Here is a 15,516-nt window from a genome sequence, read left to right as displayed (position 1 = left end):
AGGCCCCCACCCAACGACGAACGTCGTTCCCGTGCCCGGGTAGCTCAGGGGTAGAGCAGTGGATTGAAAATCCTCGTGTCGGTGGTTCGATTCCGCCCCCGGGCACCACGTTTACCGAGAAAATACAGATACTTAAGGCGCCAACAAGCGAACAGGCCAAGACTGTATTGGTGCCACGGGTGCACTATGGGTGCCACAAGCAGAATCTAAACCCGCTCGCCTTGCAACCTGTGACAACATTTCAAAGATGTTTCACATATGTTTGCCACGTTGACGCTCTGGTTTCGCTCCACTCGTCAAGAACTCATTAGTCCAACTGCGAAATCGCTTAAGTCGGCGATACTGTGTGCTTTGTTGGGACATCATTCGTGTTTCCGACTTTACTCCCTGGTTTTGCTGGCACAATCTGAGCGTGTTAGGCACCACAAAATTTGAAAGAACAAAATGCAGCATCCACAAGGTACAATTTTTTTATCCCATTCCAGTTTGGACAAGAGTTTTGTCGATGGGGTTTACAAACAACTCGATGCCGCTGCCACTTTTTACGATGTCAAAACAATAGCTCCGGGAGCCCAGTTCATCGAAGAGATGAAACGAGGGGTTGCCGACGGCGTCGTATTTGTCCTGTTCCACTCACCCAACACAAAGGGCACTTGGGTAGAGTACGAAATACAACTAGCTGAAGTGGCCGTTGCCTCGAGGCAAAGTGCTATCTTGGTTTGCCCAATCGGAGGAGAGACCTACCGTTCATTGCCTGATTGGATGAAAGGCCGAATGACAACGTCTGAGGATTACACTGTTTCGGACATTGTTAGGGCGATTCTGTATCAGCAGCGACAGGTCATCAGTTCTAGCCTTGGCAAGGAACCCGCGTTTGTTGGCCGCGAAGAATTATTGAACAAAATTCACCTTGAAGTGCTTCAAGCGGTACCGAAACGCGGGCAACCGGTTCAGCACTTGGTTATCACCGGAATGGTGGGCATGGGAAGGACTACCTTAGCGAAGCGCTCACTGAATAAATCCTTCCCGACGTTGAGAAAGGCTGGCCCGGTATTCGACTTGCCGGATATGGCCGAAGCGGTGGATTTCTATTTGGCGTTCAAGGAAGACTTAGACGGGTTGATGACAAAGGAGCAAATGCAGGAGCAAATTGCTGTGTTTTCGGAACTCGGGCCAAAAGAACAAGCACAGACGATCTTGCGTCAGGTCTTACACTGGGCAGAGCTAAATCAACCAATTTTGGTTAGGTCTCGTTGGGGACTAAGGGACAGAACACGCAACCTCAAAGAATGGTTTGATGAGTTCGTCCAAGCTTCACTAGAGCATCCAAATCTTAGGATGATTTACATCTCGGAACGTCGATTGCCTGATGAAGAAGTGGCAACGAGAGCGAATTTGCGTCAGTTTTCAGTGGACGGATTGTCGAGCACAGACATTCAGGTATTGCTAAGTGAGCTTGTGGAACCACGCCTGTTCGATGCTGCAAAATCAGAAACAATAGCCAAATTGGTCGGCGGTCACCCAGCTACGGCACATCATGCTTCAGTCTTGATAAATGGTGGCCGGAATATCGCAACCTTAGAGGTCAACCCCGAACCAATAACGTCATTTCAGCAGCGGTCTCTCTCCGAACTGATAGATGGGGATTTCCTCAGCGAAGACCAAAAAAAGATTGTTGCGCTACTGGGAGTTTTTCCGAAGCTGTCCTTCAAGATGATTGCTAGAACCCTAGAAATTGAACGACGAGTTTTGACTGAAGAGATTTGGGACTTAGTTGACTATTCACTGCTACAATCTGTCGACAATGAGTATTATAGCTGCCCTGACATGGTGGCCTCGTATGCCAGACGCAATCTTGCAGGGTTGAGCACCCCGTTGCTTGGCGAGATAAAAGCGAGCATTGAGGCTGACATTGAGGGCGGTGTAGTCGACTCGCAATTGATCAGCGCTCTTCTCATCGCTGCTGTCGAAACTTCAGGCAACATACCTGAAGAATTGTCGCTGCTGCTCACAAGCTCGTCTCTGCTCGAAATCGTGAGAAGCCAGTTCGATCGAGCTCAATCACACAAGGGGAACAGTAAGGAGATGTTCGAAGCAGTTTACAAATTGTCGAGATTGGCATTCGGAATGAATGTTTCAGATGATGCTGTAGAACAGATCCTTTTCTCAGGTGGAGACAGCGCCATACGAGCCGGCGTTTTTCCTCAAGACATCATCGAAATTATGGAAAGGAATGCGTTGCCAGCCGTTTATTATCTGAGAGGCAGCTATGCGTTCCATGTCAAAAGAGATTGGGATACAAGTATCACTCAACTTCGTCAGGCGCTGAGACTAAAGCACTTCCGATTGCGAACCAGCAGATTATTGACCCGTGCCCTTATTCGAAATCAGCAGTTTTCGGATGCATTAGAAGTCCTAAATCGGCTTCCGGAATATCAGATAAACCGGGAATCTGGCCTAGTGGTTATGAAGATTAGAGCTTTGAGAGGCCTTCGCTTGTTTAAGGAAGCTGAGCAACTCGAGGCGACTTTGAAGCCTGAAAATGACTTATACGGCGAAGTTCCGCTGTTTAAGGCAGGGAAGTTTCTGCGAGAAATGAACTTGGTGAAGGCAAAGGAACAAATTTCCCTTGCTCGCCAAGCACCTAGGGTCAATCAACTTAGTTGTCAGTTGCTGGAGTGCGCCATTCGATTGGAGGATGGCGACGCTTCGTTGCTGCCTGCCACTGTTGAAATGGCCAACGCTGTTAACAGGCAATCAGATGCATTTCAGATGCAGGCTCGCTATGCAGTGGTCGAGGGTAGATGGGCTGATGCTGAGGAGTATTTGTCGAACATTTCGAGAAAGGATTACTATGATCTGCAAGTCGAAAAACGTTGTCTGGAATTGAAGATGAGTGACCAGACAATAGTGCGGGATCCTGTAGCTACGAAAGCTTGCCAGAACCGTCTCGAGGAGATCACTTTGCTGAGTGCTCGTGCGCCCGAAGGATTCCGCAATGCCTAGCTGCACAAAGAAAACTTATGTGGAAATCCGGTTTTGTCGCTAAGAAATCTGTACGGGAATACGTCCGCCTCTGGTTTCACAATCAATTTCTTTTTGGAGGCTGGAACTAATCCGCGTGTCGGCCTGCTGGCTGCCCCCTTCTTCACAACGACCGACCCCATAGAAGCCTTGACCAATAGAGGATGCGAGGTTCGGTTGATCGTGAGGTTTTCCCCAGTCACCACACCGGACGCACTACACACTGCGTTCCAAAACCCGATGGTGAAAGTGAGATACTTCACCGATGCGAAGTTCCACACCAAACTATACATCGTCGATGACGTGGCCCTTGTTGGATCAGCCAATCTCACGACAAGTGGCCTACAGGCGAACCGAGAACTGTCCATTCTGTTGAGACAGGACCGTGATGAAGCATTCTACGACCTACCTCAAATTTTCGATGACTTATGGAATGATGCAGACGTCCTCAATGAGGGAGTGCTACGCGAGTATACCAAGGCGTTCAAATCGAAAGAAAAGCCACAGGGGGAGGATGCGTTTGAAAAATTCATTCACAAATTTGTCAAACCTGCGGCCCCAACAAGTGTGGTCGTAGGCAGCGAGAAAAAGTCGAAGGAGCGCTCGTTCATCCAAACCTTTCGTCGCAAGTATGACGAGCTTCTGGTTCCAGCTCACAATGAGATTCTTGCCGTCGCGAAAGAACACGGGTTTGGGCGCCCAGAATATTCAGGTCAGGACCCTCAAATCGAAATGGGGCGTTTTCTGGGTTGGTTGAGGCTCACACAGGGTGGCGGAAAAGGATGGCGTGAGACCACTTTGTTAAGTGATCCCGAAGAACGGGCAAATCGTATAGCGCATTACGTGGATGTTTGGCAGTCGACTGACGACACCGTGAAAGGTGACGCCTATCACGCGTCATCGGAAATTGAGAACATCGAGAACATTCGAACCTATCTTTGTGACCCCTCCGAACTTGAGCAACTCATCTATGATGACCTGTTCCACTATTTGACAGGGTGTCACGCCTTTCTTGAACGGTTGCGCTTCGCATCAAAAGATCTGGGTGAAGACCTAACCGGCCTCGAACGTTTGCGCCTCGATTTTCAAGCAAACAACACGCGTGAGGCAGTTGTGAGAACGGTGAAGTATTTGTTGTCTGGCCCCGGCGACGCAATCGATCGTGCCTACGACTGTGTGTATGGCAACTATAAGCTAAATGGCTTTGGCGAAGCCTGTGTGATGGAGCTGCTCGGTTGGGGTGACCCAACGCGGCCACCATTTAACAATCGCTCAATTCGGGGGATACGGCTTCTTGGTTTTGATGTGGAGCACTTGGTTGCCGGAGAGTAGCGGCAACAAAGCACTCCGTTGGTTGTTATGAGAGAATGCTTCTCGCAGCCTTCTCAGCTGCCGACCCCATTACCCATTGCCACGGTGTGCGTGGTTTGCGGGCCTTCGCCAGTTCAGGGTTTGCTTTTGCGTCGCCAGCAGCAGCGCGTAGCTTTTCACGCGCCTCGCGTGGGTCGATCTTAAGTTCTTCGCAAAGGGCTTTCAGCGTGATGATGTCGGGCATGTCGATCTCCTAGGTTTCTGATGCAGATCGATAAGACGAGGTCAGCAGGTATGTCAGGGACAACCCTTACCAAGCCCCGGCATATGAAGCGATAGGCGCGCGTGGCCGCGTTGTATTGAGCCAGCAGGATGCTTAACCGGCATTCGCGACATATCCAGCCCGGTGCCACATCGAGCCTAACGCTGGCCCCTGTACGCTGCTCAGACAGGTTACCCACTGGGAAATACCCTGACGACTGGTGCCGCCCAATCTTATTGCGCTGTTGCGACTGCAATTAGTGAAAGGAGATCGCGATGGTCATTCGTGCAACTTGGAGCTTCAACGGACAGGAGAAAGTCATCCTCGGCAATTTGCATCGCCTGTGGTGCCTGCTGTTCGGCCCATTTTACTATGCCTTCAAAGGGATGTGGTGGTGGGCGATCTTATCCTTTTTCACCCTGAACGGCCTGTGGATCGGCTTTCCTCTGTTCAACCGCAGCATCGTTTTGCGTCATTTCCATCGTAAGGGTTGGGTTCAAAACTGACGCGACCAGTACTCAACCTAAACTGTCGGGCCACCCCAGCAGCACCCAACATGCCGTGGTCGCATGCCGAAGATGAGCGCCAGTGCAGGGTTAAGCTTTCAATTGAGGCAAAGGCTGTGCAAATCGCACCACGGACACTCCAGCCAATGAGTAAACCCACCCATTCGGCACCCGAATGTAGCTTTGCGGACCAGCCCGTTTGCGGACCAATTGAAAAGACTCGGATATTTAGGTCCGCCTTACCTCTAACAGCCTGATCAATAGTCCGCGTGTCGGTCTTGGGCGCATCTGACCGCGTCTGTTGAGGCATTGGCGAAAGGTGTCCACAGGAGGATGGGAGGAGGCGTTTTTTTTGATGGCGTTCGCTCTTTGGGCAAACAAGGGGTCATGCATACTTCTGAGATTTTCGGCCCCTAGCCGTTTAGCGCTTTTGCTGAAGGTTGATCACTTCGATCACATCATCACATCAGGGTCGCCGAAGTGATTTCGTGATCAAAGTGATCGCGCTCGCTCGGTTCACGGCAATTCGTACTTACCGCGCCTTGGCTTTTTGACTTCGCCGTTGGTCGCCATGCTCAAAAGTAGCTGGCGCACATTCTCCTGTGGCCACTTCAACGCATCGGCGATGTCTTTCGGCCCCATCGGCTTACCGGCATTTTGCAACACGTCAATAATTGACCTACGCTCGCTCGAAATCCTCACGGAGTCAGTATCGCCCAGAACTCGCCATAGGCCATCGTCGAGTTCCACGGCGACGTCGATATTTTCCATCTCCCGACCTCGCCCATACAGGGTGACGCCATCGCTTTTCCTATCAAGGACGAGAACGTTATCGACGGCCCCGGTCAATCCTGTGGTTCCCGACACCATGTCCAAGGGGTCTTCGCCACTCATCTTGCGTAAATGGTGGATAACGATGATCGCGATGCCGTGCTCGCCCGCGAGTTTCTGAAGAGGTGACAGGGCTGCATAATCGGCCTCGTACTCATTTTTGCCTTTCACCTTTGGCCGAACGCAGACCAACGTATCGATGATGATCAAGCTCGGGCGATGCTCTTCGATGAAATCCTCAAGCTGATCGAGGCCCCCATCGTCCAGCTTCTTGAGTTGAACCGAAAAATGGAAATTCTCCGGCCAAGAGGTCTGATCGCCGTAGTTTTGGATCATTCGCCTTCGTAGGCGTCTTGGATTGTCTTCAAGGGCGCAATAGAGCGTAGCACCCTTCTTGCAGGCTCTGTCACAAAGCGCCTCACAGCCAATGGCGACGGACATCGCCAAATCCAACGCCATCCATGACTTGCCCATCTTGGGCTTGCCAGCCAACAACGTCAGGCCTTCGGTTATCAGTCCCTCGACTACAAATTCGAGGGGTGGGAATTCCATGGCCTGTAGGTCGCTCGCTGTGAACGTTGTCAACTTGTTGGACGCTTTGGGCCGATCCGTCCTCTTCTTGGGGAACCGCGCGACCCGTGACTTCGTTGCTTGCCTACGACTCATTGGGAGGCCTCCAGCTTCGAGACCACGCGCGTTACTTCGGCGTCCAGTCGGTCAAGGTGATACCCGTGCTTTTCGATGAAATACGGGCTGTGCCAAAGGATGCATCCAATCTCGTCAGGTGTTGCACCCACTTCGTGAAGGCAAGCAATGATCAGATGGATGCAGGACGAGCGATCCTTTTCTGTCGCGCGGGTATGACGGATCAGCGTCCGAGCTTTCGCGTGAAGCCGTTTCCGGTACTTCTCGAATACCTCTTTCGGATCGTGTGCATCTGGATTGACGAAATCGCCAGAGGCCATCGCACGGGCAATTTCCGGCAACGGAGGACGGTCTCTGATCCTGTTCCAGTTGCGATGAACCAACCGGACAAAAGGCTCGTCATACTGGGGCTTGTGGTTCACAGAGCCGGGAATGCGAAGCATTTTGGTGATCGTCCAGCCGCTGTCGCCACCGTGCCGATCAGCAAGGGAACGAGAGTAGCCTTCTGCTTCTTCGGGGCTGTGCCAACCGTCCCATAGCCAAGCCCCCTGAAAACGACCCGGCGATGTTTCCCAGACAAGGCTGGCTTCTGGCTGAAAGGCATAAGGGTCGGCTTCATCGATGTCACACCAGCCGAGCCGTGATGGGCGTGCGAATTCCTTTTTCCTGCGGTCTTTGAAAAACGGGTTGGGACAGAAATACAGGTTATAGTCCCACCGGGAGTGCTGGTGAAAGAACCTGTTCAGGCCGGGGATCACATTGTCGCCATGGACAACATGCTCTCGCCACTTGTTACCATCTGGGTTCGAAGTTGCGATGAAGAAGCAGCTGTCGCTGGGCGCTCCTCTCCAGATGTCGGTCAAGAAGCCCACCATGCTTTGGTGGATGACGCAATCATCATCATAATCCTTGAATGCATGGGGATGCCCTTTGCGAGGACGAGCGGTATGGTTCACGCGATTTCGCATGTTGTTTCCTTTCGAATTGTACGGGAAGGACGGGGCGCTAATCGCCCAGCCTTTGATGTCAGTGTTCTTTGGGCTTTGGAGGTAACCGCCAACTATAGAGAGCCAGCCAGTCTACGATTTCGTCCGCGTCCCACACGAACGGGACGGGTTGCTTCGGGAATAATCCACGTTCACCAAGATCAATGAGTTCACGGTATTCGTAGTAAATTCCCATGCGAACGAGGTCTTCGTAGGTGTAGCCCCAGCGAAAATTGATCCCCATGCTTAGAACTCAGCATATTGGTGACGGGACCGTTCTTCAGCGCGCTCAGCGAGCCACTGTTCGATCTCGTGGAGGAACCACGTCACACTGGTGCCAGCGAGGCGTGCCCGGCGAGGGAAACGCCCACGGGCTTCCCAACGCAAAAGCGTGCTGTTGCTTACGGTGATGCCTAAGCGCCTCAAGTCAGCGCGTGTAGCAAGGACCTTTTGTCCGTTCGAGATATCCATTTTGTCTTTCCTTCTGCATGTTTCGATTTGCGAAGGAGCGCTCCGACAAGACAAAAGATGGATCAGGTTGGATCGTATTGCGAGCGAAGCTCCTGAAGCCCTCAACTCAATTCGAACTCTGGTTTTCAGATGGGCTAAACGTTCGCTTGTATAGGCCCATCAAGCTGTTCGTGATTGCCGGTTGTTTCAAAGAAAACACGCCTGACGAAATCAGGGACAGGACCCACGCTTTGGCCCAGCTCCTTGTCCCAGTTTCCCCGTGACAGCCTTAGGTTTGGATAGTTTTCACGCAGTTCCGACAGACAGACGAAGACCACGTAGTGCCTGATTTCATGTGTGTGTGTGATCTTCCCGGCAGTTTCGCCCGTGATTTCGTCCTCAAATTCGCGTTGAAGCGAAATTGCCCTTTCCTTCAAGATGGCGAGCGCTTCGAGAAGCGCTGCATCCGAGTGCGGCGCATCTTCGCCAAAGCGCTCCCAATGCGCGAAATGAGGAGCATTCTCATCACTCAATGCAGCTTGCAGTGTTTCAATTGGATTGACCACTTGGCGTTGCAGCCATGACTTTCGTTGTGTCAGCGATTTGTCGAACGGAGCCAGACGGAAACCATTGGGGGAGGCCTCAATCCCTCTACGAACTTTGAGGCATTCGTCGCGCAGCTTGTTCCAAAAGGTCGCAAAGACTTGGTCGTCTTCAAGTGCAAGAATTACCCGGACTTCCTCACGGCACTCGTCTCCGAAAGTTCCGTCGTGATTTTCGTCAACTCGTTCGCCCACAATTCCAATGCCTCACGCTTCTCGTTGAAGTACGTATATCGATTGTAGGTTGCGCCGACGCCGGACACGACTCCTGATTTGTGGTTGGTCACAGCATCTATCACGTGGGGTGCCACGCCGATCTTTGCCATACCTGTGGAGGCTGTGCGCCTGAAATCGTGGAAGCGCCAATCAGGTGTGCTCTCGGGCAGCGTAGCCTCGATACGTTCCTTGAGACGTCCGAACCCAGATATCGCTGAACGCCCAGTCGTTGTGAACACGAAGTCGCTATCAAGAAATCTGTGAAGGGAACGCAATATTTCCACGGCCTGTGCAGGCAGAGGCACGATATGCAGGCGCGCGTTTTTCACCCGGCTCGCTGGAAGCTCCCAAATACCCTCGTCAAGATTGAGTTCAGACCAGCGCATGTCAGACACTTCTGCTCGTCGCTGCCCTGTCATCATCAGCAATTTGAGGAAGGGACCGAAAGGATATCCCTCGGCATCGCTGTGCTGCCATATCGTGCGAATTTCATGATCGCTCAGCACACGATCACGAGGGATTTCGCGCGTAGGTGGCCTGAGGAGAGCCACAGGCGATGTTTCGATGTCACCACGCATGACGCACCAGTTCATGAGCTTTTTGATCGCTGAGAGCGCCCGATTTGCGCGTGTCGGCGTCCCGTTGGCGATGATGCTGTCCAGCACCTTGCTGACATCCTGCCGCTTGATCTGGTCGATGGGCCGATCCTTCAAATCGTCGAACTTGTGCAGCACGCTTTCGGTGCGTTTCCAGTCCTTGGTGTTGGGTCTGGCGTGAAGCTCAATGAACTTGGGGATTGTCTCGCCCAGCGTCGGGGTGGGTGCCTCGGAAACCGCAGATGGTTTCTCGAACTCACCCAACTCGACATCACGGGCGATTTCCATTGCACGACGTCTAGCGTCGGCAAGGGAGACCACAGGATATGGGCCGATTTTGAGGCGTCTGCGTGAACCGTTCGGGCGCACCATCGTATAGAACACCTTGGCACCTGTGGTCGACACACGCACATGCAGGCCGTTTACTTTCTGGTCGCGAACCTCGTACCGTTTGGTAGTCGCCGGAGGCATCGCGTCGAGTGATTTGGTTGTCAGCATCTGTTTCATGCAGACATCGTAAGACACCCAGAATCCGCGTGTCAGGGTACAACTTGAAAGGGAGCGAGAGGTAGTGCTAGTTGCTGCCTACATATGGGTCTCTTTGGTGGGGTCGCGTGGCAAAGATTTCTTGCTACGCCAATGAAGACTTCAGAGCGGGTTGGGTGTAGGCCATGAAATACGATGCATTAACGATTGATACTCAGGTGGTCTATTCCAACGATTTGGAATTAGACACTGGGCTGCTCGGTCAACTCGATCAATTTAAAGACGGCCTCGTCCAGTTCCTTTTGTCAGAAATCGTTGTTCGAGAAATCCACAAACCACTAACTGAAAAAGCAAAGGCGACACATGATGCTCTGAACAAGGCGATCAGGGCAGGTCGGTCAAATGGCCAACTCTCTGATCCACAGTGCGCCGCGCTGGAAGCCATCCGAGATGGCATGGCAAAGCCTTCAGAACACGCAAAAAATCAGCTCTCAGATTTTTCCAAAAACACAGGTGCCGAGATTGTTTCTGCGGACACGGTAGACGTTAAGCCGCTGTTAGAGCGATACTTCAGGAATGATGCGCCATTTGCCAGCAAAGGCAAAAAGAGCGAGTTCCCGGATGCCATCGCACTTCTAACGTTGGAACGCTGGGCGATTGAGAAGAAGAAACGGATTCTTGCGGTCAGCAATGACGGGGACTGGAAATCTTTCGCTGAACAGAGTGAGCATATTGATGTTGTTGAGGATCTTGGGGAAGCCCTTGAGATACTGAATGATTTGGCAGAGGAAACCATTCCTCTTGCCAAGAGCGTTTTGAGCTTGGTCGGTGCAGGCGATCCTGATTTGGCACCAAAACTTAGGTCTTTTGTGGAATACGCGGTGGACGCAGAATGCCCTTATCTAGAATTTGATGGGCCGATGCCGGGAGAGGATGAGGGCGCGAGTCTAACGCTTGTCGATTTCGAGATTCCCGGATTGGATGACGACAGCACCGAAATCGACATTGTTCGTGTCGGCACACAGGGTTTTGCCTTCCGGGTTCCAGTATGCATTACTGCCAACGTTTACGCCGAAATTAGTTTCTCGATCAGAGATTCCATCGACAAGGACTATGTTCCTATGGGGTCGACCTCGGTTGAGCAGGAAATTGAGTTTGACGCCTTCCTGCTGCTTGAGATCAGTCACTTCATGGACGATGAAGACGGCGAAGCCTCTGTAGTGTATAAAATCGACAATGTAGAGCTCTTAGACGCTCCAAGTTCCGTTGACGTCGGATACATTGATCACTCTCTTGCTGAGCCAGACTATGATTTCGAAATGGAATACATGCTTGATCAAGAGGAAAGACATTAAGGCTTCTGATCAACGCCCAACTGTTTCCCGTTTGGGCAAACGGGGAGGAAATGAAGTGATGGAAGGAGCGGTACGCCGACTGTGGCTGAGAACAATCCAGCACAGAGCTTGCAATCCGTTCTCCAAGGGCAGAAGCTATCAAGAAACGTTTGCTTCTAAGGTGCTAACTTGATTGATTTTTCCCACCTAATTTCTGACAAATGGGTTGATTGCATAGACGCGCTGTACCCATCACTAAAGAAGGAGATGCAAGGAACAGATGGCTTTGTCCGACGTGTCAAGGCGTCAAGCGAACCTGCACGCAAGTCCGAAATCCAACTCGAGATGGACAAGTTCATATCATTGAACGACTTATCCGATTTGGACGACCAGATCGACGAACTGGCTAGAGCTTTTCTAAGGATTAACAACAAGTACTCGAGTGTTGTCTATTACGACCATTTGGCCAAGCTTGATGATGGCCTGTTGAACGCTGGTAAACCAACTATCGCAGCCGTGGCTGAGCATTTGTTGAGCTCAGAGGCTTCCCCCGTCGCGAAAGATCGCCTCAAGTCCTTGGTTGCAAGGGTCGTCAATGAATCACTTTCTCAAGCAAACAAAAGCAACGCGGGGGAAGCTGGTGAAAACATAGCTCGAGCGATTTTGTCTGCTGCCGGACTTATGAAAGACGAACACTATCGGGAGCAGTACAAGTCAAAATCTGGTTCGGATACCGATTTTGTATTCCCTTGCGTGCCTGATCAACAGGATCAGAAGGTCGAGCTTTTCATGGCGGTTCAAATGAGCAGCAATGACCGAACTAGACTAACCTCGAGCGAACTGAAGATAGGCGGCAAACCTTTTGTTTTTACGGGGAACGGTCTGACTGCAAGCAAGAAGAAATTAAAGGATATCGGTGCTCAAATTGTTGAAAGTCAAAAATCCAACAAGGTGAACTTGATTTGTTTTCGCAGTGAAATCGAACGCGAAAAGGAAAGGTTGCGCAGTGCGGCAGAAGAGGTTCGAAATGCGAACAAACGCACCGAGCTTCTAGATCGCCTAAATTACTTCGAGGATTACACTTGGACTATATCGGAATTCGCAGAGCACGTTAAGAAACGTTTCGCTTGATAACTATTGCGGGTTTGCTTCGTATGATCCGATAATCTTACGGAAATGCTCACCCACGGCCTCGGCCAGTCCAACTGGTACCGCGTTGCCGATCTGCGTGTATTTCGGGACTTCGCGGTCAAACAAGCCCTCACGCGGATTGCCGGCACGTCGTAGACCACCCGTGGTTCGCTTACCTGCGAATTGATACCAGTCTGGGAATAACTGAAGACGTGCCCATTCGCGAACCGTCAGGGCGCGCGGCTGACTGAAATGCACGTAGTCATCGGCAAGTGAAGTCGCCGTGATGTTGGGTTCGGTGTTGCCCCAACGTGCACGAAGAACGCGCTGCGAAAATTTCTTGGTTTTGAACTGGTCAGGGATCTCACCGTTATTGTCTAGCATGTGCTGGAACTTGGCGACGATGTTGGGCTTGTGCTTACTGTATTCTTGTTCGGTCAACGGCACGGTCTTGCTGTGGAACCAGTGGGGGGCCGTACGAAGCCGTCTCTGCAATTCGTTCTTAGGCTTCGAAGGATACCTGTCCGTAATGAACGGCCCCTTAGCGAATTCACCACTGCGCAAGGTATCGGCAACGCTATCATCGATCAGGTCACCCAATAAGTCGATAAGGTCCGGAAAGCCCCCCGTAGGTTGGGGAAGGAAGCCACATTTCACGGCATCTTCCTTGTGGGCCTGAGGCTCCAGCCATTCGCAAGAATCCAAGATGTCGTCGCGTATGCCGACAAGCAGAACGCGAGGGCGGTTCTGTGGCACACCGTAATCTTTAGCTTTCACAAGAGAATAGCGAACCGTGTAGCCGGGGATCGAACGAAACTCGGATAGCACGTCCGGGAAAATCCTGTCGGTACCACCTCGCGTCCATTTCGCGTTCAGTAGGCCCTGCACGTTCTCGAACAGGAATATTCGTGGCCGAAGCTTGCGAATGACGTGCGCCATTCGAACGAACAAGTGGTTGGACGGCAAGTCGGCCTTGTCCACATCGTAGGAGCGTCTGATCCCGATGCCGGAATAACCTTGGCAAGGTGGACCGCCCGCGAGAACATCAAGATTGGAACCAGCACCTGACTCGGCGCCCGCTCCCAAATCAAATTGCAGTCCCAGCTCGGGAATGTTCCTGAGATCAGACACCAGTTGCTCAAGCCTCGGGCCGCGCAAGTCGTTGGCATCATTACACCGAAGGTCCTCGTTCGCCGAGAAATGCAGCCCTCCCAAGGAATGGTGACGGTTCTTCAGGTACGTCGCCATCGCGTCGGGGTTCAGTTCGTTTACGAAGACAGGAACGAAGTCCGCGTTCTCCATGCCCATGGACAAGCCGCCACAGCCCGCGAACATGTCCACCATGTACATAGGACGACGGTTGGAGCCGGCTTTTTCATCGGTAAGAGGGTCGATATCGACAACTGTGTTCACGGCTTCAAGCATATCCAGGAAATGTAGCTGTTTCGGGCGTTGATGTAGCATATCTAGTTCGAGACAGATTGTGAACGACTAAACCTGCCTGAACTTGACGTGTTATACCTAATTTACGGTTAAGCTCCGTGGCAACAGGAAAAATGAAACAAAAAAAGAACATCCAAAAGGGTCAAGCTTGCAAACCACCCTCTGTGGTCTCTGGCGGCGAGAAGCGAAAACTGACCCTGCTAAGGCAAACCTTATTGGAGTGGTACGCCATCGACGGCGAGAGGTTTGCATGGCGGCTCGAAGATGCACCTGACTATGAACGCATTTGCGTAGAGGTGCTTCTGCAACGAACACGCCGCCAAACCGTCTCTGCGATCTACAAGAAATTCTTCAACCGTTACCCATCGTGGGAGAGCATCGCCAATTGCCCCGAAGACGACCTCGGACAATTCTTGAAACCACTAGGTCTCTGGAGGCGAAGAGCCGCATCACTCAAAGCGCTTGCGAGCTATGCTGATGAAAGAGCTGGCCGTTTTCCGTCTACCGCTGAAGAATTGAAGGAAGTACCAGCTGTTGGGCAGTACGTGGGAAACGCGATACTGCTCTTTCAGCATGGTCAGGCGCGACCACTGGTCGACGTTAACATGGCGAGGGTCATTGAACGTGTTTTAAGACCAAGAAAACTAGCAGATATCCGTCACGATCCTTGGCTTCAGTCAGCCGCGAGATGGCTAGTTCGAGAACATCCGGTTGAAACCAACTGGGCAACGCTGGATTTCGCTGCCTCGATTTGTCGTTCGAAGAACCCGAAATGCGAAGAATGCCCACTGCGAAGTAGATGTGCTTTTGCCAATCGCGCGAGGTTACGGGCAAGCGTCTCCCGACCAGAATGGTAGCTCGAGCTGCGCGCTTGGGTGCACAATGGGTGCAAATAACGGTGGGCTGGGATGAAATGGATTGAATGACTTCGCCGAGGTCTGAAAGCCGCAAGGCACTCAAAGAAAAGGCTTTTTGACACGGCCTGAACCACCTTGAGAGAGCCTGAATAGAGACTTAGGAAAATTGAAAATCCTCGTGTCGGTGGTTCGATTCCGCCCCCGGGCACCACTTTTCTTCAAGAAAAGCAATGCGTTGACGGTTTAGCCCTTTCTGCACCTCATTGGTTGATTGCCCGGGACTGCACCGGGACTGCAAATCATTATGGACTAACATTCAGCACTTGTGAATCGCCGGTTGGGTCGTGCATGACTGCGTTCTGGCGAAGTCAGAAGAAGAGACCGTTTGCCTTTACCGACTTCTGGTTGGAGCGGAGCCTTAACTTGACATTCACACGCTTATAGCACATATATCAGTCATCTCATCTACCAAGTGTGGAAAGAGAAACGAGGGCCGTTGCACTTTGTGCGACGGCCTTTGCCGTTTTAAGTGATGCGCTGGAAATAGGCATCTCTCTCTTTGCGCTTTTTTCGCCGGGCGCTCTCATACTCGATGCAGTATCCTGACTTTAGCAGGTAGTATCCGTTTCTCACCCTCAAGACGACGAGGAAATCTTCCTGATACCAGAGGAGAACGCTTCTTTGGCCTTTTCGTTTGTTTTTCCAAACATCTATTTCATCGCAGGTGTCTGCGTTTTGAATAACCCATGCGATCCATTGGAGGCGCTCACAACGCCTCATGTGTCAACGGCGGCGTAAAAACCTGCCATGGGGCGGAGCAAAAGTCGTCCACTGAT

At 51.8% G+C, this 15,516-nt stretch carries 13 protein-coding genes and 1 tRNA gene; 7 read left to right on the top strand and 7 right to left on the bottom strand.

What is annotated here, in order from left to right; translation table 11 throughout:
• Window positions 1-33: 33 nt before the first annotated feature.
• From GOW09_RS11650 to GOW09_RS11640, 3 genes are all read left to right on the top strand, one after another.
• Window positions 34-108, top strand: a tRNA-Phe gene (locus GOW09_RS11650).
• A 336-nt stretch (window positions 109-444) separates the two neighbouring features.
• A complete protein-coding gene (locus GOW09_RS11645; RefSeq protein ID WP_171118511.1) occupies window positions 445-3,006 on the top strand; it encodes a toll/interleukin-1 receptor domain-containing protein in 2,562 nt (853 codons plus the stop codon).
• A 33-nt stretch (window positions 3,007-3,039) separates the two neighbouring features.
• Window positions 3,040-4,356 (top strand): phospholipase D-like domain-containing protein, encoded by a 1,317-nt coding sequence (locus GOW09_RS11640; RefSeq protein WP_171118509.1) that lies wholly within the window; start codon window positions 3,040-3,042, stop codon window positions 4,354-4,356.
• 25 nt (window positions 4,357-4,381) lie between these two features.
• Here GOW09_RS11640 and GOW09_RS11635 read toward each other — a convergent pair whose 3' ends face one another.
• On the bottom strand, window positions 4,382-4,579 hold the full coding sequence (locus GOW09_RS11635) for a hypothetical protein (RefSeq protein ID WP_171118507.1): 198 nt from the start codon (window positions 4,577-4,579) through the stop codon (window positions 4,382-4,384).
• 293 nt (window positions 4,580-4,872) lie between these two features.
• On the opposite strand from GOW09_RS11635, the gene GOW09_RS11630 reads away from it, so the two are divergent.
• Window positions 4,873-5,103, top strand: a complete 231-nt coding sequence (locus GOW09_RS11630) for a hypothetical protein (protein ID WP_171118505.1) — start codon at window positions 4,873-4,875, stop codon at window positions 5,101-5,103.
• Window positions 5,104-5,619: 516 nt separating this feature from the next.
• On the opposite strand, the gene GOW09_RS11625 is transcribed toward GOW09_RS11630, so the two are convergent.
• The 5 genes from GOW09_RS11625 to GOW09_RS11605 form a co-directional block, all read right to left on the bottom strand.
• Window positions 5,620-6,600 carry an AAA family ATPase gene (locus GOW09_RS11625; RefSeq protein ID WP_256368173.1) on the bottom strand — a complete coding sequence of 327 codons (981 nt, stop codon included), beginning with the start codon at window positions 6,598-6,600 and terminating at the stop codon, window positions 5,620-5,622.
• Window positions 6,597-7,547, bottom strand: a complete 951-nt coding sequence (locus tag GOW09_RS11620) for a DNA-primase RepB domain-containing protein (protein ID WP_171118501.1) — start codon at window positions 7,545-7,547, stop codon at window positions 6,597-6,599. Before GOW09_RS11620 ends, GOW09_RS11625 begins: the two co-directional genes overlap by 4 nt.
• A 264-nt stretch (window positions 7,548-7,811) precedes the next feature.
• The gene (locus tag GOW09_RS11615) at window positions 7,812-8,036 is read right to left on the bottom strand and encodes an AlpA family transcriptional regulator (protein ID WP_171118499.1); all 225 of its coding nucleotides are present in this window, start codon (window positions 8,034-8,036) and stop codon (window positions 7,812-7,814) included.
• Between the two features lie 134 nt (window positions 8,037-8,170).
• Window positions 8,171-8,812, bottom strand: a complete 642-nt coding sequence (locus GOW09_RS11610) for a hypothetical protein (protein ID WP_171118497.1) — start codon at window positions 8,810-8,812, stop codon at window positions 8,171-8,173.
• Window positions 8,743-9,936 (bottom strand): site-specific integrase, encoded by a 1,194-nt coding sequence (locus GOW09_RS11605; RefSeq protein ID WP_171118495.1) that lies wholly within the window; start codon window positions 9,934-9,936, stop codon window positions 8,743-8,745. The genes GOW09_RS11610 and GOW09_RS11605 overlap by 70 nt, the downstream gene beginning before the upstream one ends.
• Before the next feature lie 164 nt (window positions 9,937-10,100).
• On the opposite strand from GOW09_RS11605, the gene GOW09_RS11600 reads away from it, so the two are divergent.
• Both GOW09_RS11600 and GOW09_RS11595 read left to right on the top strand, forming a co-directional pair.
• On the top strand, window positions 10,101-11,270 hold the full coding sequence (locus tag GOW09_RS11600) for a PIN domain-containing protein (RefSeq protein WP_171118494.1): 1,170 nt from the start codon (window positions 10,101-10,103) through the stop codon (window positions 11,268-11,270).
• 168 nt (window positions 11,271-11,438) lie between these two features.
• Window positions 11,439-12,380 (top strand): hypothetical protein, encoded by a 942-nt coding sequence (locus GOW09_RS11595; protein WP_171118492.1) that lies wholly within the window; start codon window positions 11,439-11,441, stop codon window positions 12,378-12,380.
• A 3-nt stretch (window positions 12,381-12,383) separates the two neighbouring features.
• Here the strand turns inward: GOW09_RS11595 and GOW09_RS11590 are convergent, their stop codons facing one another.
• Window positions 12,384-13,844 (bottom strand): DNA cytosine methyltransferase, encoded by a 1,461-nt coding sequence (locus tag GOW09_RS11590; RefSeq protein WP_217360271.1) that lies wholly within the window; start codon window positions 13,842-13,844, stop codon window positions 12,384-12,386.
• Between the two features lie 92 nt (window positions 13,845-13,936).
• Between GOW09_RS11590 and GOW09_RS11585 the strand changes: the two genes are divergently transcribed.
• Window positions 13,937-14,680 carry a hypothetical protein gene (locus GOW09_RS11585; RefSeq protein ID WP_171118490.1) on the top strand — a complete coding sequence of 248 codons (744 nt, stop codon included), beginning with the start codon at window positions 13,937-13,939 and terminating at the stop codon, window positions 14,678-14,680.
• Window positions 14,681-15,516: the final 836 nt, after the last annotated feature.

Source organism: Ruegeria sp. HKCCA5463, assembly GCF_013034175.1.
GTDB lineage: Bacteria > Pseudomonadota > Alphaproteobacteria > Rhodobacterales > Rhodobacteraceae > Ruegeria.
This window is presented reverse-complemented; position numbering and strand designations above follow the sequence as displayed.